At 60.6% G+C, this 23,111-nt stretch carries 18 protein-coding genes and 1 riboswitch; of the genes, 5 read left to right on the top strand and 13 right to left on the bottom strand.

The features are described 5' to 3' along the window. Positions 1–84: 84 nt before the first annotated feature. Entirely contained in the window at positions 85–1,548 is a 1,464-nt protein-coding gene (locus BN3544_RS00440; RefSeq protein WP_019430039.1) for a Fic family protein, read from the bottom strand. Between the two features lie 543 nt (positions 1,549–2,091). On the opposite strand from BN3544_RS00440, the gene BN3544_RS00435 reads away from it, so the two are divergent. Together BN3544_RS00435 and BN3544_RS00430 are read left to right on the top strand one after the other, a co-directional pair. Then, positions 2,092–3,297 carry a hypothetical protein gene (locus BN3544_RS00435; protein ID WP_019430040.1) on the top strand — a complete coding sequence of 402 codons (1,206 nt, stop codon included), beginning with the start codon at positions 2,092–2,094 and terminating at the stop codon, positions 3,295–3,297. A 159-nt stretch (positions 3,298–3,456) separates the two neighbouring features. After that, positions 3,457–4,158 carry a hypothetical protein gene (locus BN3544_RS00430; RefSeq protein ID WP_036075466.1) on the top strand — a complete coding sequence of 234 codons (702 nt, stop codon included), beginning with the start codon at positions 3,457–3,459 and terminating at the stop codon, positions 4,156–4,158. A 75-nt stretch (positions 4,159–4,233) separates the two neighbouring features. On the opposite strand, the gene BN3544_RS00425 is transcribed toward BN3544_RS00430, so the two are convergent. Genes BN3544_RS00425 through metH form a run of 6 tightly spaced genes read right to left on the bottom strand, consistent with a single transcriptional unit; the run spans position 4,234 to position 12,228 of the window. Continuing rightward, on the bottom strand, positions 4,234–4,839 hold the full coding sequence (locus BN3544_RS00425; protein ID WP_019430950.1) for a CDP-alcohol phosphatidyltransferase family protein: 606 nt from the start codon (positions 4,837–4,839) through the stop codon (positions 4,234–4,236). Further along, positions 4,832–5,518 (bottom strand): ATP-binding cassette domain-containing protein, encoded by a 687-nt coding sequence (locus BN3544_RS00420; protein WP_019430949.1) that lies wholly within the window; start codon positions 5,516–5,518, stop codon positions 4,832–4,834. Before BN3544_RS00420 ends, BN3544_RS00425 begins: the two co-directional genes overlap by 8 nt. A gap of 10 nt (positions 5,519–5,528) precedes the next feature. Further along, the gene (locus tag BN3544_RS00415; RefSeq protein WP_019430948.1) at positions 5,529–7,172 is read right to left on the bottom strand and encodes an ABC transporter permease; all 1,644 of its coding nucleotides are present in this window, start codon (positions 7,170–7,172) and stop codon (positions 5,529–5,531) included. A 12-nt stretch (positions 7,173–7,184) separates the two neighbouring features. Next, a complete protein-coding gene (locus tag BN3544_RS00410) occupies positions 7,185–8,402 on the bottom strand; it encodes an ABC transporter substrate-binding protein (RefSeq protein ID WP_019430947.1) in 1,218 nt (405 codons plus the stop codon). A 38-nt stretch (positions 8,403–8,440) separates the two neighbouring features. After that, positions 8,441–9,511, bottom strand: a complete 1,071-nt coding sequence (locus tag BN3544_RS00405) for a DUF6352 family protein (protein WP_019430946.1) — start codon at positions 9,509–9,511, stop codon at positions 8,441–8,443. Positions 9,512–9,516: 5 nt separating this feature from the next. Then, positions 9,517–12,228: a methionine synthase gene (metH, locus tag BN3544_RS00400; protein WP_019430945.1), complete on the bottom strand. Its 2,712-nt coding sequence runs from the start codon at positions 12,226–12,228 to the stop codon at positions 9,517–9,519. A gap of 55 nt (positions 12,229–12,283) precedes the next feature. Further along, a riboswitch (S-adenosyl-L-homocysteine riboswitch) is annotated at positions 12,284–12,382 on the bottom strand. Between the two features lie 112 nt (positions 12,383–12,494). Between metH and BN3544_RS00395 the strand changes: the two genes are divergently transcribed. After that, the gene (locus BN3544_RS00395; RefSeq protein WP_019430944.1) at positions 12,495–13,241 is read left to right on the top strand and encodes a tyrosine-protein phosphatase; all 747 of its coding nucleotides are present in this window, start codon (positions 12,495–12,497) and stop codon (positions 13,239–13,241) included. Positions 13,242–13,284: 43 nt separating this feature from the next. Here the strand turns inward: BN3544_RS00395 and BN3544_RS00390 are convergent, their stop codons facing one another. Then, entirely contained in the window at positions 13,285–14,331 is a 1,047-nt protein-coding gene (locus tag BN3544_RS00390) for a homocysteine S-methyltransferase family protein (protein ID WP_019430943.1), read from the bottom strand. A gap of 24 nt (positions 14,332–14,355) precedes the next feature. Continuing rightward, on the bottom strand, positions 14,356–15,075 hold the full coding sequence (gene queC / locus BN3544_RS00385) for a 7-cyano-7-deazaguanine synthase QueC (RefSeq protein ID WP_019430942.1): 720 nt from the start codon (positions 15,073–15,075) through the stop codon (positions 14,356–14,358). 512 nt (positions 15,076–15,587) lie between these two features. On the opposite strand from queC, the gene recQ reads away from it, so the two are divergent. Continuing rightward, complete coding sequence (gene recQ, locus BN3544_RS00380; RefSeq protein ID WP_019430941.1) at positions 15,588–17,480, top strand: DNA helicase RecQ; 1,893 nt, start codon at positions 15,588–15,590, stop codon at positions 17,478–17,480. Between the two features lie 106 nt (positions 17,481–17,586). On the opposite strand, the gene hppD is transcribed toward recQ, so the two are convergent. The 4 genes from hppD to BN3544_RS00360 form a co-directional block, all read right to left on the bottom strand. Then, positions 17,587–18,669 (bottom strand): 4-hydroxyphenylpyruvate dioxygenase, encoded by a 1,083-nt coding sequence (gene hppD, locus BN3544_RS00375; protein ID WP_019430940.1) that lies wholly within the window; start codon positions 18,667–18,669, stop codon positions 17,587–17,589. Between the two features lie 221 nt (positions 18,670–18,890). After that, on the bottom strand, positions 18,891–19,880 hold the full coding sequence (locus BN3544_RS00370; RefSeq protein WP_019430939.1) for a Bug family tripartite tricarboxylate transporter substrate binding protein: 990 nt from the start codon (positions 19,878–19,880) through the stop codon (positions 18,891–18,893). Between the two features lie 71 nt (positions 19,881–19,951). Beyond that, positions 19,952–21,151: a CaiB/BaiF CoA transferase family protein gene (locus tag BN3544_RS00365; protein ID WP_019430938.1), complete on the bottom strand. Its 1,200-nt coding sequence runs from the start codon at positions 21,149–21,151 to the stop codon at positions 19,952–19,954. Then, positions 21,148–22,101 carry a hydroxymethylglutaryl-CoA lyase gene (locus tag BN3544_RS00360; protein ID WP_019430937.1) on the bottom strand — a complete coding sequence of 318 codons (954 nt, stop codon included), beginning with the start codon at positions 22,099–22,101 and terminating at the stop codon, positions 21,148–21,150. Before BN3544_RS00360 ends, BN3544_RS00365 begins: the two co-directional genes overlap by 4 nt. A 101-nt stretch (positions 22,102–22,202) precedes the next feature. Here BN3544_RS00360 and BN3544_RS00355 point away from each other — a divergent pair, with 101 nt between their 5' ends. Further along, positions 22,203–23,108: a LysR family transcriptional regulator gene (locus tag BN3544_RS00355; RefSeq protein WP_019430936.1), complete on the top strand. Its 906-nt coding sequence runs from the start codon at positions 22,203–22,205 to the stop codon at positions 23,106–23,108. The last annotated feature ends 3 nt before the right edge of the window (positions 23,109–23,111 follow it).

Below are 23,111 nucleotides of genomic sequence, written 5' to 3'. Positions count from 1 at the left end.
CTGATGGGGCGATGACTTGGTGGATGGTGCGAGATGTGCGCTGCCCAAGGCCGTGAACGATAACGCCGATTAACTTGCAGTTCGTTACGGCGCGGCAGAAAGTGACAGGTGATCGGCACCACCCGAGCAAACCAACTGCCAGGCCAGGTATTCAGAGCGACGCAGCCGGTAGCGGGCCACGCTGCCTTCGTGCAACTGCTGCAGCGCCTCGGCCAACATGCGGGTGAACGCGTCTTGGTCTGCTGCGGGCACCTGAAAACGCGCTACCACTTGGGCCAGCACCTCTGGGCTGGGCGCTTGCAGGTCCTTGACCACCGTCTGCACGGCCTGAATCAGCGCTTCGCGGTATTTGATTTTGAGAGGGTCCGGCTCGACCATGGTTTGGGGGATGGCCAGATAACGCTGGCACGAGCGTTCATAAGCCCACACAAAAACGTCGCGCAACAAATCAACTTCGTTGAGCTCATACACCCCCAAAGTCCCTTCGATGTAAGCCCGTTCGGGCACGTCAATGAACGACAAGGGGCACAGCTTGTGCTGGATCAGCGGCATGTTGGCGGCAATGCGCGACACGCGTTTGTTCACATCTTCAAACGGCTGCAAATACGGCAGCTGCACCATGAGGAAAAAAGCCTGCTCAAACGGATCGGGAATGGCGGCAGCTTTGCGCAGCAGCAGCTCCAAACAATCTTCAATCACCTGGGGCATGGCGACGGGGTGAAACACCGTGCCCGAAATCTCCACCAAGCGCCGACGCAGACGGCCACTGGCCTGCGGGTCGCGCATCAAATCTTGCGACAACACGGCATGCAAGTTTTTGAATGTGAAGGCATCAAAGCCTACTTCGTTCGTATCCTCGTCCGTGCCCTCAATCAGCATCTCGATGGCGGCTTTGTGGTTCAGGATCATCTGCGTTTCGATGGCGTCCTTGCCCTGCGCAGCCTGACCATGCTCGATCAGGTTTTGCGTGTCCAAGCGGCTGTAAGTGTTGCCCTCCAGCCGCGATGAAGCCCACGACAAATCCACCAACAAACGGCTCAAGATGTCGCGGGCGTAGGTGCCTGCGGGTCGCTCATGGGCAGGCGTGCGGCCCATCTCGTGCAGCTGGCTGCGCAGCTTGGCTGGCAAATAAAACGTGACGCCCGGCTGATACGACTCCAAAAACTCACGCCGATAACCCACCGGACGGCGATGTATCAGCGGCTGGCGAACCCGATCACGGATGCTGGCACCTGCGGGCGAGACCGGCAAATCGGGCTCCGCCTCAGCCACGCCCACTGCGGCGATGACGCTCCCGCCCCCGCCCGCAAGTTGCGCCCAAGCCTGCGCCACCGGTTTGTAGACCAGCGCAATGCTCTGCCCCTCAGATGCGATCCGCTTCGCATCGATCAGTTTGAGCAAGCGGCGCTGCAAAGTGCGGCGGTTCAGTGCCCCACCCTGACGCTGCGCCATGGCCTGCTCGATTTCGGCAATGCCGATCCCGCCGGGGTGCGCGTCCACGATGGATTCGATCAATTGCAATTCGTCGGCGGGGGTGATGCGGGGCATGGGGTGGCCTTTTCGGGCAATTTGTCGCGCTTAAGGGGCGAAAGCGCGACTAAGAGCGACAGTATTGATGGCTATTATGTCGCTCAATGTGTCGTGCTTGCAAGCCATAGTGTCGTGGCAGTCTTGCTGTTTAGGGTGCAGAGGCCGCTTATTCACTGCAAATATTGCGGTGAATAAGCGGCGTATTCGCCGCAATCGCGCGTACCCGTTTGTGCTTGGAGTGGGTTAGGGGCTGGTGACGATGGAGCGCCTTAAAGTTTTTGTAGCTATTTTTTCGTATTTATATGGGTATAGTGTCACGCTTCATACCTGCTGCGCTGAAAGGTGCGGGAGGGAAGTTGCAAGGAATTGGATGCCGGGTTTGGTCTTGAAATTTATATCTGCATGCACATACAGCGCTTGGCCTGAACCCCATGGCGTGAGCCATTTACAACGATTTCAACAAAAAGATGTATCGACACGGCCCGGGTGTATCAACCGGGTTTCTCGGACTACATCACGTTAGGTGTCTCAGAAACTGCCCCGCGACTACATTGCGACAATATGACATTTTCAGCATACAAAGATCATCCAATTCGCGCACTGGTCGCTCAACTTTTGGACTTCCAGGGTCGAGAGGAGTTCGCAGATCCAGCGGTAGCGGATAACGAGACCACCGCCTTTGCTCGCGACAAAGTCTTCGCAATTGCAAGGCTGGTCTCAGCCTTGCTTGAACAGACACCAGCAACACTGGCAAGCACCGCAGCACTCTCGAATCTTCAAGCCAACCTGCAAGCGCCAATCAACGAGTTGAGCGCCTACGTTTCGAACAAGAACGTCGGCCACATCACGAATGCTGCCGCTCAATGCGAACAGAACATATTGCCTTTGCTCTGGGGCCTGCCTCAGCAAATTCCCGGCCTGACCGAGCCGTCGTTCTCGGCTCTAGTCAAGATGCAGGCGGATGGCGCACTGCAAACCATGCAATTGCTTGTGAAACAACGCGATGCACTGGCGACCAGCTTAGCTGACGCTCAAGCGAACGCTGCGGCACTCAGCGTGCGGCTTGACAGCCTGCAAGAGACAACGGTCCGAGACCGCGCGGAAGCAGCTGCAGCCGTCGCCAACTTGCAAAAAGCATTTGCCGAGAAGGAAGTTGAAAGAACCACCTTATTTGATGCTGCGATCCTTGCGTACAAGCTGGACTACGATGCGCTTCGAGTCGACCTCTCATCCAAGGCTGTCCTAGCGCTTGGCGATCTTGAAGATCAACGCGGCAAAGCAGCACGAATTGTTCAGGTTGTCGGCAACATCGGGGTCACGGGCAACTACCAGCAGATTGCGAACTCGGAGGCCTCGGAGGCAAATTTTTGGCGCTGGGCCACGGTTGCAATCTTTGGTGCAGGCATATCCGTGGCCGCGGCCACATTCATCAAGTTCTGGAACCAGCCGTTCTCGGCGGAGAACACATGGTCGGTGGTTATTCGGCTTTTGTACGCCATCGCGATAACTGCCCCAGCTTGGTACACAGCACGTGAGTCGGCGCGCCACAGAACAAACTCAGACCGCGCTCGGCAGACCGAGCTTGAACTCGCCTCAATAGGCCCATTTATCGAGTTGATGCCTGAAGGAAAGAAAGTTGAAATTCGGGAATCACTAACCAAGAACTATTTCGGACGTCCAGTCGAAGCCCACAATGTTCAGTCTCCAATGGACATAGGAAACATAAAGGACTTGGTCGTTGAACTTGTCAAAGCAATCAAGAAATAGCGCCCTGGCCGCAGAGACGCCTAACCCCTCGCTCAAGCGGAGCATCAACGGCAGGCCACCAAGCCCGGTCTGGCGGCTCGCGGTACATTTTCGCCAGCCCGGGCTTGGTGGCCTGCCGTTGGCGCCCGCTTAGCTCGAACGTTAGGCCACAAGGAACCAATGTCGCAACTCTGTCTCGAAATTATCAAAGGCTTGTTTACTCTCGCAGCCGTCGCCCTTGGGTCGTATGTAGCCCTACGCGTCTACTTTCGCCAAAAAGAATACGAACTTGTCAAACAAAGGTATCTCGAAGGCGGTGTCGACATCGTCGCCGCGCAACTCGAAACCTCACTTGGTGTGGTCAGCCACAACTGGGCTCGCTGTCTGCAGGTCTGCAAATCGTTCCGAGACACCGGCGAAGACTTTGATGTCAAGGAGTTGGATCGAGGCTTTCTCGTACTTGATGCCTCAAAGTTTCAGCATGTCGCGCATCATCGCGTAAGCTCATTGCTTCATTCGCAAGTTGTCTGGGACAAGTTTCAGTCCGCAATGGCGTACGCTTCGTCTGCGAATTCGATGATTACGCAAGAAGTTCCGGAGGCAATGCGCATGCGTTGCACCACCAATAGAAATCTTCCAGACCATGCAAGCATGGGCCGAAAGATGATTGAGGATCTGAGTCGAGTTCACGACAAGAGCTTTAAGTTCGCCGTTCTGGCTCGAGAGCTTCATGCCTTGAGCCTCATGCTTGAGCAAGAGAAACTGAACTTGAAGGCGATTGCAACCTTCTCTCAGCGCGTGGAAGTGCAACAACTCATCCAGCGTCTCACTACTCAAGTCCCGGAGGCAAGTGAGTTGGAGCATGCGCAAGATGTGGTCTAACCCATCCCCTCATGTCAAACGTTAAATGACCTTGCTTATTTGCCCCATCCCAGCTGATCACATGGCAGCTTGACCTCACCCCAACCGCCGATACCCCCACCAAACCCGCATCCCCGTCGTCACCGCACACAAGCCCGCAAACCCATAAGCCAACACCGCAAAGCATTCAGGCCAGATGCACATCGCGGCAAACACGGTGATGGTCTCGGTGGCTTCGGTCAGGCCACCCAAGAAGTAAAAACTTTTGCCAGGTAAGGCGGTGTCCGTCAGGCCGCGTTTTTCGGCCAGTGCGGCAAAGGCCAAAAAGCTGCTGCCGGTGCCGATGAAGCTGGCCAGCAAGGCTGCGGCGGGCAGCGCGTTGGCGCTGGGGTTGGCCACCGCAAAAGCCAGGGGAATGGCCGCATAGAAAACGAAGTCGAGCGCGATGTCCAAAAAGCCGCCCGCGTCGGTGGGCTGGGTCAGGCGGGCCACGCTGCCGTCCAGGCCGTCGAGCAAGCGCGAGGCCAGCAGCAGCGCCAAGCCCCACCACCACGCTTGCAGCGCTATGGCCACGGCGGCGGCCATGCCGATGGCAAAGCCCAGCCAAGTCAGCGCGTCGGCGCTGATGCCTGCGCGCACCAAGCCGCGTGCGGCAGCGTTTAGCGCGGGGCGCAACAGCGCTTGGGCTTGGCGGTCAAACATGTGCCACTGCGCCCATGTCGGTGCCCATTGGGCTGAGTTGCACCACGCGCTGCGGATCGGCCACATCTTGTTCGTCGTGCGTGACCAGCACCACCGGGATGCCGCGTTCGCGCACATGCGCAAACACCCAAGGGCGCAACTGGGCGCGCAAGGCCGCGTCGAGTTTGGAAAACGGCTCATCGAGCAGCAGCGCTTGTGGCTCGGCCAACAGCGCCCGCATGAGCGCCACACGCGCCCGCTGCCCACCCGAGAGTGTGGACGGATCGCGTTCACCGAAACCGCTCAAGTCGGCCTCTTGCAGGGCTTGTTGCACACGCGCCTGGCGCTGTGCAGGTGGCAAGCGGCGAGGCACAGCAAACAGCAGGTTTTCAGCCACCGTCATGTGTGCAAACAGCAGCGCATCTTGAAACACCAAGCCCACCCCGCGCAGGTGTGTGGGCAGGTGCGTGAGGTCGCGCCCATTCAGTTGCACGCGGCCCGCCCACTGCAAGGGCTGCAGGCCTTCGGGCACGCAGGCCAAGGTGCCCGCTATGGCGGCCAGCACCGCGCTTTTGCCGCAGCCGCTGGGGCCCATCAATGTGAGGATCTCGCCCGCAGGCACCGCCAAGCGAAGGCCCTGCACCAGCGTGTGGCTGGCACTGCCCAAGCGGTCAATGGTGACGTGCAAACCTGTGTTCATGGCGCGGATGTCATGTGGGGTCTTTCATGGTCCCGATCTTCTCAAATTGTCGGGGCCTGCCCAAAGCTGCCGCGACCGCGAAGGCCAGCAAGGGCAAGAGCATTTGCAAAACCGCATAAGCGCTCATGAGCGTGCGCTGCCCACCGGCCGCCAATGTGACGGCTTCGGTGGTGACGGTGGCATAGCGGCCTGCGCCCACAAATTGCGTGGGCAGGTACTGCGCCACACTGACCGCAAAGCCCACCGCCCAAGCCGAGGCGATGGCGCGTTTGAGCAGCGGCCATTTGATGCGCAGCCAATACCGCCATCGGCCATGGCCCAAGCTGGCCACCAAGGCCGCTTGGCGCGGGTCTACCGCGCGGTAAGCGGGCTCCAGCGCCAGCAGCACATAGGGCAAGACCATGACCGCGTGCGCCAAGCACAAGCCCAGCCATTGCCCCTCCAGCCGCCACTGCAACGCCAGGCTGTACAGCCCCAGCACCCACAACACCGATGGCAGCACCAAGGGCAGCAAGCAAGCAGGGCGCAGCAGCTGTTGCCAGCGGTGGCTGGCGGTTTCAAGCCAGGCCATTGACCAAACCAGACACAGGCTGGCCGAAGCTAAGGCCAAACCCAAAGTGGTCCACACCGTGCTGGCGCTGGCCATCACCTGTGCCCAGGCATCGCCCGTCCAAAGCGATGGCCACACTTGGGGAAACGGCCACACCCCTGACACACTGCCCACGGCCAGCGCAAACCAAACGGCGCCATAGGCAATGCCGATGGCGCTCCAAAGCCAAGACGGTCGCCTGGGCCAAGGCAAGCCCGCTCGCAAAACAGCCACAACGGCCAGCGCCAAAACCGCCACGCTCGCCGTGAGCAAGCCCGCAGCCGCGACCCCTTTGGACAGCACCGCCAAGTCGGCATCGCCCAGCCATTGCCAAGCCAGCACCGCCAAAGTCGGCGGCGATGCCGGGCCGATGATGAGGGCCATGTCGACCACCGTCAGACCATAGGCCAACACCGCCAGCAAGGGCCAGCGCAAGCGTGACGCCAACTGGGGCCAAACCACCTGGGCAAAGGCTTGCATGGGCGTGTGGCCCAAAGTTTGGGCCAAGGCGTATTCGGTCTGCCAACGGCGGCGCAGGTCTTCGCGCTGCATTTGTGTGGCGGCCACCCACAGCAAAAACGGCAGTTCTTTGAGCCACAGCGCCAAGATCAAACCCAAGCCCCACGGGTCTTGCGTGGTGGGCCAAGGCGGTGGCGCTTCAAACCCTGTGAGGCCCGGCGACACCCAGCGCAATGCCCAACCGCTTGGCGAGAGCCACAGCACCAGGCCAATGGCCAAGGCCGCGTGCGGCGTGGCCAACAAAGCGGGCACATGGCTCAAGCATTGGCCCAGTTTTTGGCGCATGAAGCCGCTGGCCAATACGCGCGCCATCGACCACCACACCAGCCCTGTAGAAGCCAGGCCAGTCCAGAGCGTCATGCCCCAAGCACGCCAGGTTTGGGGGTCGGCCCACAGGGCTTGCCAAGCAGTGGCATCGGCCATTTGCACCAGTGCGGCCCACAATGCCCAGCCCATGGGCACGGCGGCGACCAGCGCCAGCAGCGCAGGCCACAGCAAGCTCACAGCCTGTCGGTCGGTGGCTGGTGCCCCGACGTGCAAAGACAAAGGGCAGGCATCTCACACGCCGTAGCGGCGAATCCACTCTTTTTCGAGCGCATCGACCCACGATGCATGCGGCTCCGGCAAGGCGGGTGACGACTGCGCCAATTGCCCGGCACGCGGTGCCGACTGAAACAAGGCCCGCTCGGCCGCTGGCAAACGGGCCACATCGAGCACCGTGGGGTCGCCCCACACGTCGATGTCCGCTTTGCGAGCTTGTGCAGCAGGCGACAGCAAAAAGTTGGCCACCACTTGCGCAGCGGCTTTGCTGGGCGCGTTGTAGGGGATGGCGACAAAGTGGGTGTTGCCAATCGTGCCCTTGGCCAACTGCCAGCTGTACACCGTGGCGGGCAAGCGCTTGGCCGCGATCTCGTTGGCCGCTTCGTTGGGGTTGAAGGTCAGAGCCAGTAAGAGTTCACCATCGGCCAACATCTGACGCACAGCAGCGTGGTGTGGCGGAAACTGTTTGCCCCCACGCCACAAGTGCGGGTGCAGCGCATCCAAAAATCGCCACAGCGGTGCCGCTTGCAACTGCAAGGCCTCGGGCGTCACCGGCTGGGCCAGCGCTTTCGCATCGGGGGCATGCTCCAGCAGCGCCTGTTTGATGAAGGTCGTGCCATGGAACTCGGGGGGGCGGGGGTAGGTGATGCGTCCCGGCTGTGTGCGGGCCAGCGCCAACAACTCGGCCATGCTTTGCGGTGGTTTGGGCAAGCGCTGGCGGTCGGCCAAGAAGGTGAGCTGGGCCATGCCCCAAGGCGATTCAAGGCCCTCGGTGGGCACCGAAAAATCCACTAAGGTGGTGGGCTTGCCCACCGTGTCCACCCATTGAAAGTGGGGCAGCGTTTTGGCAAACGGTGCCGACAACAAACCCTCGCGCTTCATGGCGGCAAAGTTTTCGCCGTTGATCCAGATCAGGTCCACCGTGCCCTCGCTGTCCTGTCGGCCCGCCTGTTTTTCGGCACGCACACGCTTGACCACATCGGCCGCGTCACTGATCTTGACGTGCTGCAACTTGACGCCAAAGTCACGCTGCAATTGGTCTGCCGCCCATTGCAAATAGGCGTTGATGCGCTCGCTGCCCGCCCAAGCATTGAAGTAAACGGTTTGGCCCCGCGCAGTGCGCAAAGTGTCGGCCCAGCCCGTGGGAATGGGTGTGGCGGCCTGCACAGGGCACACCGCTGTGGCAGCGAACAAACCCAAAGCGTGGCGACGCGTGATTGAAATCAAGGGTGTCATCAAAAATCCGATCAAATATTTGCCTGGTCCAACAAAACTCAGACTTCACTGGCCAAGGGCAAATTGAGCAACAGGTTTTGCGGTTTGAGCTTGAGCAAGCCTTGCGCATTCATGGCCAGCCCCAAATAAACCGGCTTGCCCTGCACATCGGCACGCATGTCTTGCGGGCTCTCAAAGCGCAGCTTAAACAGACTGATGAGTTGCTGCTGGCGTTGGGTGTCCAGTTCATGGCCCTGATACAGGTCGTTGAGCAAGGCCGTGGCCGTGACGTCCAGGCCCACATGCCAGCGCCAAGCCGGATCGTCCACTTTTTGAACCGGCTCGATCTGCACCGACACGCCCAGAAAGTGCTGCACCCAGCGGGCCAGCACCACCGACAAGGCTTTCAGGCCCGATCGCGCATTGACCATATTCAAAATCAAACCGTGCGGCAGTTCGTTTTGAATTTCGTGCGTCATGTCGAGCAAAAAAGCAAAACGGCCCAAGCCTTCACGTTGCACAAAGTAACGCTCGGCGTTGTCCTTGTGCAGCACCTTCACATCGACCGCCTTGAGCGGCGCCCCGCCTTCGATCAGCAGCCGGCCCATCTCGCCCAAGCCACCCGTGGCTTGCAAACTGTCCAGTGTGTCGCTGTCGCCCGACAGCACACGGCCACCCTCGACGGTGATGCGCTGACGGCGAAACAGCAACTCGGCGGCACGCCAAACCCAGGCGTCTTGTTCATCGCTCAGCAGATGGCACACGATGGCCTGCACCACCAGATCAATGAACAGCGGAGGCCATGTGTTATGGCCGCTGCGCATCCAGCCGATGTAGGCCGACTCGAGGGAGCCCGCCTTTTGCACATCGTCACGAAAGCTTAAAAATAACGCGTAGTTGGCCCGTGCATCCGCGTCTTTGATCGCCTTTAAATCACCGGGCGCGACTTGCAGCAAAGGCGCGTCCAACAAGGCCTGATGCAAACGCTTTTCGGCTTTGCACGACTCGGGCACCAGCGCCAACTCGGGGCGTTGCAACCACAGACGCCAGTAATCGGGTGTGGGGCTCAGCCAGCCGCGTTCGTTGCGGGCCAGGTGTTGGTGGCCGCACGCGGTCCAGAAGTTGTGCATGGTGTTTACAGGTTGGGAGCCAGCAAGCGCTGCAAGGCGTTGACCTCAAGGCCGCTGCGTTGCGCCAAGTCTTGCACCTGGTCGTCGCCCACTTTGCCCACGTTGAAGTACTGCGCCTCTGGGTGCGCGATGTAAAACCCACTCACGCTGGCCGCAGGGGTCATGGCCAGACTCTCGGTCAGGCCCATGCCAATGTCTTCGCATTGCAGCAAATCGAACATGGCTTTTTTGGCGCTGTGGTCGGGGCAAGCCGGGTAGCCGGGCGCGGGGCGAATGCCTTGGTACTTTTCTGCAATCAGATCTTCGTGGCTCAAGCCTTCTGACGCGGTGTAGCCCCACAGGTCGGTGCGCACTTTGTGGTGCAGGCATTCGGCCAGCGCTTCGGCCAGGCGGTCTGCCAGCGACTTGAGCATGATGGCGCTGTAGTCGTCGTGCGCGGCTTCAAAGGCAGCGGCGCGTTTGTCAGCGCCAATGCCTGCGGTGACGGCGAACACGCCCACATGGTCTGGAGCCGTGCCTTGCGGTGCGACGAAATCGGCCAAGCAACGGCTAGGGCGCATCACCCCTTCGATCCTGTGTTTTTCGGTCTGCTGACGCAGGCCGCGCCAGGTCATGGCGACTTGGCTGCGCGATTCGTCGGCATACAGCGCGATGTCGTCGTCGTTCACGCTGTTGGCCGGGTACAGGCCCAGCACGGCGTTGGCCGTGACCCATCGGCCTTCGATGATTTTTTGCAGCATGGCCTTGCCGTCGGCCAGCACCTTGCGGGCTTGCTCACCCACGATCTCGTCATCCAGGATGGCAGGGTAAGGTCCGGCCAAATCCCAGGTTTGGAAGAACGGACCCCAGTCGATGTACTGTGCGATTTCGGCCAAGTCGAAGTTCTTGAACACGCGGCGGCCAATGAACTTGGGCGCGGCGGGCACGCCTTGGGTCCAGTCGATTGGCGTTTTGTTGGCGCGGGCCTGCGCCAGCGTCCACATCGGGGTTTGTTTTTTGTTGGCGTGCTGCTCTCGCACCTTGGCGTAGTCGGCGTTCAGTTCGCTGATGTATTTGGCCGCCTGATCTGACAGCAAACCCTGCGCTACGCTCACGCTGCGCGAAGCGTCGGGCACATAGACCACCGGACCGCTGTAGTTGGGCGCGATTTTCACGGCGGTGTGCACTCGGCTGCAGGTGGCACCGCCAATCAACAGCGGCATCTGGCGCTCACGGAAGTACGGGTCTTTTTCCATCTCGGCCGCCACGTATTGCATCTCTTCGAGGCTGGGGGTGATCAGGCCCGACAGGCCGATGATGTCGGCGTTTTCTTCTTTGGCTTTGGCCAAAATTTCGTGGCAGGGCACCATCACGCCCATGTTGACCACTTCGTAGTTGTTGCACTGCAAGACCACGGTGACGATGTTTTTGCCAATGTCGTGCACATCGCCCTTGACAGTGGCGATCACCATCTTGCCCTTGGCCTTCACGTCCTGGCCCGCAGCCTCTTGGGCCAATTTTTCGGCTTCGATGTAGGGCAACAAATGCGCCACGGCCTGCTTCATCACGCGGGCGCTCTTGACCACTTGCGGCAAGAACATCTTGCCCTGGCCAAACAGGTCACCGACCACGTTCATGCCGTCCATCAGTGGGCCTTCAATCACATGCAAGGGGCGGCCACCTTGGGCCAACACGTCTTGGTAAGCGGCTTCGGTGTCTTCGTTGATGAAGTCGGTGATGCCCTGCACCAGCGCGTGACTCAAGCGCTGCGCCACGCTTACCGGCGCTTCGGGCGTGCCGCGCCAAGCCAACTTGGTGCTCTCGTCTTTGGCCGCACCTTTGGCGCTGTCGGCAATCTCCACCAGTCGTTCACCCGCATCAGGGCGGCGGTTCAGCACCACATCTTCCACGCGCTCACGCAGCACAGGCTCCAGGTCGTCATACACCCCGACCATGCCCGCGTTGACGATGCCCATGTCCATGCCCGCCTGAATGGCGTGGTACAAAAACACGGTGTGAATCGCTTCGCGCACCGGGTCGTTGCCCCGAAAGCTGAACGAGACGTTGGACACGCCGCCCGACACCTTGGCGCCCGGCAGGTTTTGCTTGATCCAGCGTGTGGCGTTGATGAAGTCCACCGCGTAGTTGTTGTGCTCTTCGATGCCGGTGGCGATGGCAAAAATGTTGGGGTCAAAAATAATGTCTTCGGGCGGAAAACCCACCTCATCGACCAGCACCCGGTAAGCGCGTTCGCAAATTTCGACCTTGCGCTCGTAGGTGTCGGCCTGGCCTTTTTCATCGAAGGCCATGACCACGGCAGCCGCCCCATAGCGCTTGACCAGCTTGGCCTGGCGCTTGAATTCGTCAAGGCCCTCTTTCATGCTGATCGAGTTCACGATGCCCTTGCCCTGAATGCAGCGCAGACCGGCTTCGATCACCGACCATTTGCTCGAATCCACCATCACCGGCACGCGAGCGATGTCGGGCTCTCCGGCCATCAGGTTCAAAAACCGCACCATGGCGGCTTGGCTGTCGAGCATGGCTTCGTCCATGTTCACGTCGATCACCTGGGCACCGTTTTCGACCTGCTGACGCGCCACGGCCAAAGCCTGCTCGTACTCGCCGTTCAAAATCATGCGGGCAAAGGCCTTGGAGCCGGTCACGTTGGTGCGTTCGCCGACGTTGACGAACAGTGAATCGGTGCCGATCAGGACAGGCTCCAGACCGGACAATTTCATGGGAGGAACAGACAGGGTTTCAGACGCGACAACGGACACAGGCTCACCTTGGGCTTACAGGTGAGCGTCGTTGTGCAAAACAATCAGGAATTGAAGGCCCCAAGCCTGACCCGCTGCACCTGGACGGTGGCGGGCTGCAACGCTCCTTGGGGAGGCTGAATTTTAACCGGAGGCCTGAAAGCGAACGCCGAACCCCTCTTTGCGCCAACATGACAAGTTCTGCGGTTTGAAAACCGCACAATGAGGCCATCACCATTGAATACCCCATGACCCTCGCATCCAACCCATTCGCCCTGCTGCAAGGCGCTTCCAACTTCCGTGACATCGGCGGCTACCGCAACACCGACGGCCGTCAGGTTCGGCGTGGCCAGGTGTTCCGTTCGGACCATCTGGCGGGGCTGACGACCGACGATGTGGCGCGCCTGCAGTCGCTGGGTATCGCCCACAGCCTGGACTTTCGGGGCGTGGCCGAATACACCGCCACGCCCTATGCGATTCCCGGCGTGCAACGTGTGGCGTTGACGATCGAGCCCACCGTGATTGCCCGCATGCGGACATTGGTGGCGCAAGGCGTGGTGCCCACCACCGAAGAAACGGTGGAGTTGATGCGCGAAACCTACCGCGATTTTGTGAACCGCAATGCCGGAATTTACGGGCAGTTTTTGAAGCATTTGCTGGAGCAGCCTACGCCACAGGTGTTTCACTGCACGGCGGGCAAAGACCGCACAGGCTTTGCGGCGGCGCTGTTGCTGTCTGCGCTGGGCGTAGACCGCACCACCATTGAGCACGACTACTTGTTGACCAACCAGCTCTACAAGCGCGATGCGCGCCTAGAAGGCCAGGGGCACCCGCATGTGATGAAAGTGCTGTGGCAGGTGCAGCCCGAGTTTTTGCAGGCGGCCTTTGACGAGGTCGACGCGCAGCATGGCGGCATGCGCGATTACCTGCATGGCGCGATTGGCCTGAGTCCGCAAGAACTGGCCGAGCTGCAGCGGAGGCTGCTGGAGAATTAAGGGCCGCTTGTCGGCGCTTCAGCTCCGACACAGCTTGAAAGCCTCAGGCCGCTTCTTTGTAAAAAAACCCGCCATGCACATTGCGCGGAGCCAGCGGTGCAACGGCCTTGCTGATCGCACCGATGTGATCGGGCGTGGTGCCGCAGCAACCGCCCACGATGTTGACCAGGCCTTCGGCCGCAAATTCGTGCAGCAAGCGGCTGGTCACGTCGGGGGTTTCGTCAAAGCCGGTGTCGCTCATGGGGTTGGGCAGACCGGCGTTGGGGTAGCAGCTGATGAAGGTGTCACCCGCGACTTTGTTCAGCTCTTGGATGTAGGGACGCATCAGCGTGGCCCCCAAGGCGCAGTTCAGGCCAATGGCCAGTGGCTGCGCGTGGCGCACGCTGTGCCAGAAAGCGGTGACCGTCTGGCCACTCAAAATGCGGCCTGAGGCATCGGTGACGGTGCCGCTGATGATCAGGGGCAGACGCTGGCCGCTGGCTTCAAAGAATTCTTCGATGGCGAACAAGGCGGCTTTGGCGTTGAGCGTGTCAAAAATCGTTTCGACCAGCAACACATCTGAGCCGCCCTCGACCAGGGCTTCGACCTGTTCGTAATAAGCGGCACGCAGTTCTTCAAACGTCACGTTGCGGGCGCCAGCGTCGTTCACGTCGGGGCTGATGCTGGCGGTCTTGGGTGTGGGGCCAAGTGCGCCCACCACATAGCGGGGTTTGTCGGGCGTGGAGAATTTGTCGCAGGCGGCGCGGGCCAGTTTGGCCGATTGCAGGTTCATCTCGCGGGCCAGGTGCTGCATGTCGTAGTCGGCCTGGGCCACCGTGGTCGCGCCAAAGGTGTTGGTCTCGATCAGGTCGGCCCCGGCTGCCAAATAGCCTTCGTGGATGTCGCGGATCACGTCGGGGCGGGTCAGGCTCAGCAACTCGTTGTTGCCCTTGACGTCTTTGGGGAAGTCCTTGAAACGCTCACCCCGGTAGTCGGCCTCGGTCAACTTGAAGCGCTGGATCATGGTGCCCATGGCCCCGTCGAGGATGGCGATGCGGGTTTTCAGGATCTCGGGCAGTGCCTGGGCGCGGGTGTAAGCAAGGGTTGTCATGGGGTCTATTGTAGAAAAAGCGCATCAGGGTTTTGCGTAACGCGCAAACCCCGAAGCCCTGAGTTGGCACGCCGGGCATTGGCCGCAGCCATAGCCCCAGTCGTGGCGCTGGGTGCGGTCACCCAGATAGCAGGTGTGGGTGTGTTCCACGATCAAATCGAGCAAGGCCTGGCCGCCTTGGGCCGGATCGGCCTGTTGGCCCAGATCATGGGCCAGCTGCCAGGTTTGGGCCTTGTCGATCCACATCAGCGGCGTTTCGATCAGCAGCTTGCGGTCCATGCCCAGCGACAGGGCCACTTGCATGGCTTTCATGGTGTCGTCGCGGCAGTCGGGATAGCCCGAAAAATCGGTCTCGCACACGCCGGTGACGATGACCTGAAGTCCCCGGCGGTAAGCCAAAGCGGCCGCCAGCGTGAGGAACAGCAGGTTGCGCCCCGGCACAAAGGTGTTGGGCAGGCCCGAGCTTTCCATTTCAATCGCGGTGTCGCGGGTCAAAGACGTTTCGCTGATCTGGCCCAGGATGCCCGCGTCGAGCAGATGGTCTTGGCCCATCTTCGTGGCCCATTGCGGAAAGCGGGTCTTGATCGCGGTCAGCACGTTCAGGCGGGCGGTCAGCTCCACTTTGTGTCGTTGGCCGTAGTCAAAAGCCAGGGTTTCGACGCGGTCGTACTTGGCCAAAGCATGGGCCAGGCAGGTGGTGGAGTCCTGACCACCAGAAAACAGGACAAGGGCGGAAGTGTGCATGGGCTGCGATGGTAACGCTGTCTGCGTTCGGAAGTTGTCATAGGAGGTGCGCGTTCGGAGGGGGCAGGCGGCGGGCTCCTCATGAGGCGGGGTACGCCAAAATCGTCGCCCACCGCCTGCCCCTTCCAAACGCTGGTGGTGATCGTCAGCCTTGCTGGCGATGGCAGCGTCCTAACTGGCGATAAATGCTGGCCTTGGTGTTGCGTGCCGCGCAGCCCATGGTCTTGTGAGGGTGGGAGAGGGCGGGCAGAGGGTGACGATTTTGGCGTACCCCCGCAACGATTTGAATTTTTCACCGGGAACGATTTGAATTTGTCACCAGGAACGATTTGAATTTGTCATCGGGAACAATTTGAATTTGTCACCCCCGACTCGATCGGGGGTCCATGTCTTCGTTTGTCATGGATACCCGCGTTCGCGGGTATGACAAGCCCAAAGTGTCTCCACTCACCCCTCAATCATCCACGTCTCAATAGCGGACAATCAAGCCTTCAAAAAATCATCAAACCCCAGTGTCCCCCCACCTCCCCATCCTGCGCGAAGTTTTTGGCTACGAAGCCTTTCGCGGTCCGCAGCAAGCCATCATCGACCATGTGGCGGCTGGGGGCGATGCACTGGTGCTGATGCCCACGGGTGGGGGCAAATCGCTGTGCTACCAAATTCCGGCCATCGCACGCCAACGCTCGGGCCTGGGCATCACCGTCGTGGTCTCGCCGCTGATCGCGCTGATGCACGACCAAGTCGGTGCGCTGCACGAGGCGGGTGTGAATGCCGCCTTCCTCAACTCGACCCTCACCAGCGAAGAAGCCAGCGACATCGAGCGGCGTTTGCTGCGCGGCGAAATCACCTTGTTGTACGCGGCCCCCGAGCGCGTGACCAATGGCCGTTTTCTGGCGCAGATGGATTCGCTGCTCGAACGCGGACTGCTGAGCCTGTTTGCGATTGACGAAGCGCATTGCGTGAGCCAGTGGGGCCACGACTTCCGGCCCGAATACCGGGGCCTGACGGTGCTGCACGAGCGCTACCCCAGCGTGCCGCGCGTGGCGCTCACCGCAACGGCCGATGCGCTGACCCGCGCCGACATCGTCGAGCGTCTGCAACTGGAAAGCGCCGAGTTGTTCATCAGCAGCTTTGACCGGCCCAACATCCGCTACACCATCATCGAGAAAAAAGATGCCAGCACCCAACTGCTGCGCTTCATTGAACGCGAGCACCCTGAGGAAGCGGGCGTGGTGTATTGCCAGTCGCGCAAGCGCGTCGAAGAGATCGCGGCCATGTTGGTCGAGTCGGGCATTCACGCGCTGCCCTACCACGCAGGGCTGGATGCCGGCATGCGCCAGCGCCACCAAAATGAATTTCTGCGCGAAGACGGTGTGGTCATGGTGGCCACCGTGGCCTTTGGCATGGGCATCGACAAGCCCGATGTGCGCTTTGTGGCGCACCTGGACATGCCCAAAAACATCGAAGGCTATTACCAAGAAACAGGCCGCGCAGGGCGCGATGGCTTGGCCTCTGACGCGTGGATGGCCTATGGCTTGCAAGACGTGGTGAACCAGCGCCGCATGATTGACGAGAGTCCGGCGGGTGAAGAGTTCAAGCAAGTCATGCGCGGCAAGCTCGATGCGCTGCTGGGCCTGGCCGAAGCGACCGATTGCCGACGGGTGCGTCTGCTGGCTTATTTTGACGAGACCTACAACAACCCATCGGCCAACCCATCCGACAGTGTGCAAGGCGTTTATATGCCGTTTTGCGGCAATTGCGACAACTGCCTGAACCCGCCCGAGGTCTGGGACGGCACCGACGCCGCACGCAAGCTGCTGTCGACCGTGTACCGCTGCCAGCAAAGCAGCGGCCACAGCTTTGGCGCAGGCCACACCATGGACATCGTGCGCGGTAAAAAAACCGAAAAAGTCGTGCAACGCGGTCACGAGAGCATCAGCACTTTTGGCTTGGGCGCCGATTACAGCGAACAACAATTGCGCGCCGTGATGCGGCAGTTGATCGCCATTGGCGCACTGCATGTGCACACCGAAGACGGTTTCAGCACCCTGCATCTGACCGAAGGCTCACGCGCTGTGCTCAAAGGCGATGTGCCGGTGCAACTGCGCGAAAGCACCAGCCAACGCGCCGACAAGCGCAGCCGCACACGCAGCGCCCCCTCACCCGCCGCCGCCAATCTGGGGCAAGACGCGATGGTGCGTTACATCAACCTCAAGGCCTGGCGTGCCGAGGTGGCCAAAGAACACAACCTGCCTGCGTATGTGATCTTCCACGACGCCACCTTGGCGGCGATCGCCGAAGCCGCCCCGCAAAGCCTGAGTGACCTGCAAGGCATCAGCGGCCTGGGCGTGAAAAAGCTCGAAGCCTATGGCGAGCAGGTGCTGCGGGTGTGCAAGGGCAGTTGAGCCCTTGCCATGCGGGAGCGAACTCCTGCTCGCGAATTAACGGTGATGGACCACCACCATTCGGCCGCAGGGGCGGCCTCCTGCCAATTTTGAGCAGAACGACAACTCAGGGGGTGTCCACCTGAATCGCCCCACGCCGGATCTGGTCGCGCTCCAGTGATTCGAACAGCGCTTTGAAGTTGCCTTCGCCAAAACCTTCGTCGGCTTTGCGTTGGATGAATTCAAAGAACACGGGGCCGAGCAGGGTTTGGCTGAAGATTTGCAGCAGCAAACGCTTTTCGCCATTGGCGGTGGAGCCGTCCATCAAAATGCCGCGTGCTTGCAACTCGGGCACGGGCTCGCCGTGGCCCTTGAGGCGTTCTTCGAGCATCTCGTAATAGATGTCGTTGGGCGCGGTCATGAGCGGGATGCCGGCCATCTGCAAGGCATCGACGCTTTTCAAAATGTCGTCGGTCAAGAGCGCGATGTGCTGGATGCCTTCGCCATTGAATTGCATCAAGAATTCTTCGATCTGGCCACCGGTCTTGCCCGACTCTTCGTTCAGCGGGATGCGGATCATGCCGTCGGGCGCGGTCATGGCGCGGCTGGTCAGGCCGGTGTGTGCGCCCTTGATGTCGAAGTAGCGGATCTCGCGGAAGTTGAAAATCTTTTCATAGAACTGGCCCCAAAACGCCATGCGGCCTTTGTACACGTTGTGCGTGAGGTGGTCGATGATCTTGAAGCCGTGGCCTTCGGGGTGGCGGTCGACGCCATCGATGAATTCAAAGTCGATGTCGTAGATGCTTTTGCCGTCTTCAAAGCGGTCGATCAAATACAAAGGCGCACCGCCAATGCCCTTGATGGCGGGCAGCCGAAGCTCCATCGGGCCGGTGGGGATTTCCACCGGTTGTGCGCCCATCTCCAACGCACGTTCATAGGCCTTGTGCGAGTCTTTGACACGGAAAGCCAGCGCGCAGGCGCAAGGGCCGTGCTCGGCGGCAAAGTAGCCCGCCAGGCTTTTGGGTTCGCGGTTGACGATGAAGTTGATGTCGCCTTGGCGGTAAAGCACCACGTCTTTGGAGCGGTGTTTCGCCACCAGCGTGAAGCCCATTTTTTCAAACAAGGGCTCTAGGGTATTGGCGATGGGGGAGGCGAACTCGACGAACTCGAAGCCGCACAGGCCCATGGGGTTGTCAAACAAATCGGTCATGTGAATCTCCAGCAGTGAACGGGACCGCACTGCACACTGGCGCACGGCCCGAATTGAAATCGGTCAAACAAAAAGAGGGGGATGTTTAAAAACCCTGCGGCGGTGCGCAGGGCTTGCCCCGCGTGCTGCGCGCGAGGTGGATGCCGAAAATCAAAACCTGGATAGACATGGGCCGATGGTCGCCGCCAGACTGCCAAATGTCAAGCAGGCGACCGTGTGCCTTATTGCGGCTCGATGCCGACTTTCTTGACCAAGGCCGCATAGCGGGCCATCTCGCTGCGGAAAGCTTTTTGGGCTTGTTCGGTGCTGCTGATGTGGATGGTGTTGCCTTGCTTGGCCATGGTGTCTTTGACGGTGGCGTCGCTGAATGCGGCGGTCACGGCGTCGTGCACTTTCTTGACTTGGGCAGGGGCCATGCCTTTGGGGCCGACCACGGCAAACCATGCTTCCATGTTGTAGCCACTGAGGCCTTGTTCAACAAACGTCGGAATGTCTGGTGCCGCCGGGGTCCGTTTGTCGGCGCACATGCCAATGGCACGCAAGGCGCCCGATTTGATGTGCTGGGCCACACTGGGCAAGGCCACCACACCAAAGTCGATTTGGCCCCCCAGCAAGTCGGTCACCATGGGGCCTACGCCTTTGTAGGGAATGTGGCGGGCTTTGACCCCGGCTTCATCGATGAACATTTCACCGGCCAAATGCAAGATGGTGCCGGTCCCGCCAGAGCCAAAGTTGTAGCCGTCGGGCTTGGCCTTGAGGGCGGCAATGAATTCGCGGCTGTTGGTGGCCGTTACTTTTTGCGGGTTGACCACCAGCACCATTGGCGTGCTGCCCACCACGGCAATGGGCGTGAAGTCGCCGGGCATGTCAAAGGGCAGGTTCTTGATGACGCTCGGGAAAATCACCACGTTGTTGGAGACTACCGACAAGGTGTAGCCATCGGGTGGGTTTTTGGCCAAGGCTTGCAAGCCAATCACACCACTGGCGCCGGCTTGGTTTTCGACCACCACGTTGGTGCCCAGCGCCTTGCCGAGAGCCGGTGCGGCGGCACGCGTGATGGCATCCACACCCGAGCCGGTGGCATTGGGCAAGATGAATTTGACGGGGCGGTCCGCTTGCGCCAAGGCCATGCCGGACCATGGGGTCACGGCGGCACAGGCCAGGGCTGTCAATGCGCTGCGACGGCTCAGGTGAAAGGTGGTTTGTTTCATGGTTTGTCTCTCTTTGGTTTTGGAGGGGTGAAAATTTAAAACAGCCAAGAATGGGCGCCAACCACACGTGATCAGGCGACGGCCTTGCGTGCACGCAATTGTGCGATCTCGGGTGCACTCAGACCCAGCGCTTGCAACAGTTCGTCGGTGTGCTCGCCTTGTTGGGGTGGTTGGCAGCGCACCCCCAGACGCTGGCCGTCCATGGTGAAAGGAAACAGTGCCGCGCGGGCGGTTTGTCCAGCCTTAGGGCCATCGCTCAGGCGCACATCGGCCAGGCCCCCTGTGGCGTTCAAGTGCGGATCGTCAAACAGTTCTTCGGGCTTGACGATGGGCGCAAAGGGCAGACCGGCCTTTTCAAAAATGGCGGTCAACTCGGCCGCGGTGAATGCCGCAAGGCGGCTGCGCAACTCGGGCAGCAACACGGCACGCAGCGAAACACGGGCGTTGTTGTCGCTGTAACGCGAATCTGCTTTCAGGTCTGCAAAGCCCAGCACATCGCAGAAGGTGGCCCACTGCGCATCACTGACAGCCGCCAAGAAAATTTGCTCGCCGTTTTTGACGGTGAACACGTCGTACACCGCCCAGGCCGAAATGCGGTTGGGCATGGGCTCTGCCGCTTGGCCGGTGATGGCGTATTGCAACATGTGCTGGCCCACCAAAAACACGTTGTTCTCAAACAGGGCCGACTGGATCTCTTGCCCACGCCCGGTGATGCCGCGCTGGATGAGCGCGCCCAACACGCCGATGGCGCCAAACATGCCGCCCATGATGTCGTTCACGCTGGTGCCTGCACGCAGCGGGTCGCCAGGGCGGCCGGTCATGTAGGCCAGCCCGCCCATCATTTGCACCACTTCGTCCAAGGCCGTGCGGTGGTCATAAGGCCCCGGCAAAAAGCCCTTGAGGCTGGCGTAAATGAGCCGTGGGTGTTTGGCCGACAAACTGGCGTAGTCCAGACCGTACTTGGCCATGGAGCCGGGCTTGAAGTTCTCGGCCACCACATCGGCAGTGGCACACAGGCGGCGCGCCATCTCGGCCCCTTCGGGGCTTTGCAAGTTGAGTTGGATGCTTTTTTTGTTGCGGTTGAACATGGGGAAAAACCCCGCGCCCGAGCCCAGCAAATGCCGGGTGCGGTCACCCTCGATGGGCTCGACCTTGATGACTTCGGCCCCCATGTCGGCCAACACCATGCCGCAGGTGGGGCCCATGACCATGTGGGTGAACTCGACGACGCGCAGGCCTTCGAGCGGGAGTTTCTTGGCGGTAGGGTTCATGCCGTTTGCAAAGCGTGAGAGGGTTTCAAAAACGTCTTAGGCAGCCCCGCTTGGGCGATGCTGCCATGCAGACATTCTCCCGCAAGCCATTGGGCCACTTGGCTGCGCAGTGTCATCAAAGCGTCCCAGTCAATGCCAGTCGCGATGCCCATGCTGCCCATCAGATAAACCAGGTCTTCGGTGGCGACGTTGCCACTGGCCCCCGGCGCATGCGGGCAGCCGCCAATGCCAGCCAAGCAGGCGTCAAAACGGGTTTCGCCCGATTGCAGCGCGGCCATGACGTTGGCCAGCCCCAAGCCCCGCGTGTCGTGAAAATGCCCGCAGGCCAACTTGTCACCGGCCACCTCACGCGCCTTGGCGTACAACTCGCCCACTTGGCGCGGGTCGGCATAGCCCACGGTGTCGGCCAGACCCACACGGTCAACCCCAAGGGCCACGACCGCTTTGAGAAGGCGCAGCACCTCCTCCACCTCGACCCGTCCTTGGATCGTGCAACCCAGCGCGGTGCTCATGCCCACTTCAATGCGGATGTTCGATCCCCGTGCGCGGCGTGCTTGGACGATGGCCCCGATTTCGGACACCACCGCATCAGGCGTTTTGCGCAGATTGGCCAGGCTGTGTGCGTGGCTGGCCGACAGCGGCAACAGCATCCAGTCGGCACCGCTGTCCATGGCCCGCTCGGCCCCTTTGAGGTTGGGCACCAGCACCGACACCACCAAGCCCGGCAGGGTTTTGGCAAAAGCCACCAGCTCGGCCGTGTCGGCCAACTGCGGCAAAAGTTGGGGCGGCACAAAGGAGCCGACCTCGATCTCACGGATGCCCGCGTCGTAAGCGCCTTGAATCCATTGCAGTTTTTGCGCGGTGGGCAGCGTACGGGCGATGCTTTGCAAGCCGTCCCGCAGGCCCACTTCGCGGACTGTCACGCGCTGGGGCCAGTGAAATGCGTTCATGCCAAATGTCCTTGTCTCTGTTCTGGCAGCGAGTTTAATGTTTCCAATCGATCATACAATTCAATTTTGGAACCAAATTTGTTCCGGTATGGAATAGCTTGATGCGAGACCTCGACCTGACTTCACTGCGCTTGTTTGTGACCGTTTGCGACACAGGCAACATGAGCCGCGCCGCCGAAAAAGCCAATATGGTGGCCTCGGCAGTCAGCAAACGGCTGGCCCAACTGGAGGCCACCGTGGGCGCGAGCTTGCTGACCCGGCGTCGGCATGGCGTGGTGCCCACCCCGGCGGGCGAAACGCTGCTGGAGCACGCCCGCAGCATGCTGCTGAGCGCCAGCCGCATCGAGCGCGATATGGCCAGCCATGCAGCGGGCATTCAAGGCCGGGTCAATGTCTTGGCCACCGCCTCGGTCATGGCCGAATCGCTGGCCGACGAGATTGCCGAATTCTTGAAAATGCCGGAACACCAGAACATCCAAATCGATCTGGAAGAACGCATCAGCCCCGAGGTGGTGCGTGGCATCCGCGATGGTGTGGCCTCGATCGGCATTTGCTGGGACGCGGCTGAAACCGGTTGGCTGCACACCCGCACCTACCGGCATGACCACCTGAGCGTGGCCGTGCCCCAAGGCCACCCGCTGTGCGCCTTGCCTGCTGTGCGTTATGCCGACACGCTCGACTTCGAGCATGTGATCATGCCCATCAACTCAGCGGTCGAGGTGATGCTGCAACGCGAAGCGGGCTTGCTGGGCAAACGGCTGCAACACCGCGTGATCGTGACCAACTTTGAAGCCGCGCTGCGCGTGGTGCGCGCTGGGCTCGCGATTGCACTGGTGCCCCGTGAGGTAACGGCGCTGTATGCCGAGGCCTATGGGCTGGAGATCTTGCCGCTGCACGAAAGCTGGTCACGCAGGCGCTTCATCGTGTGCCATCGGGGCGAAGACGTGCTGAGCCCGGCGGCGCTGCTGCTGCTGAACAATCTGTCTGCCGCACACCCCGACCACTGAACT

The sequence above is a fragment of the Limnohabitans sp. Rim47 genome, from assembly GCF_001517545.1.
Classification (GTDB): domain Bacteria; phylum Pseudomonadota; class Gammaproteobacteria; order Burkholderiales; family Burkholderiaceae_C; genus Limnohabitans_A.
This window is presented reverse-complemented; position numbering and strand designations above follow the sequence as displayed.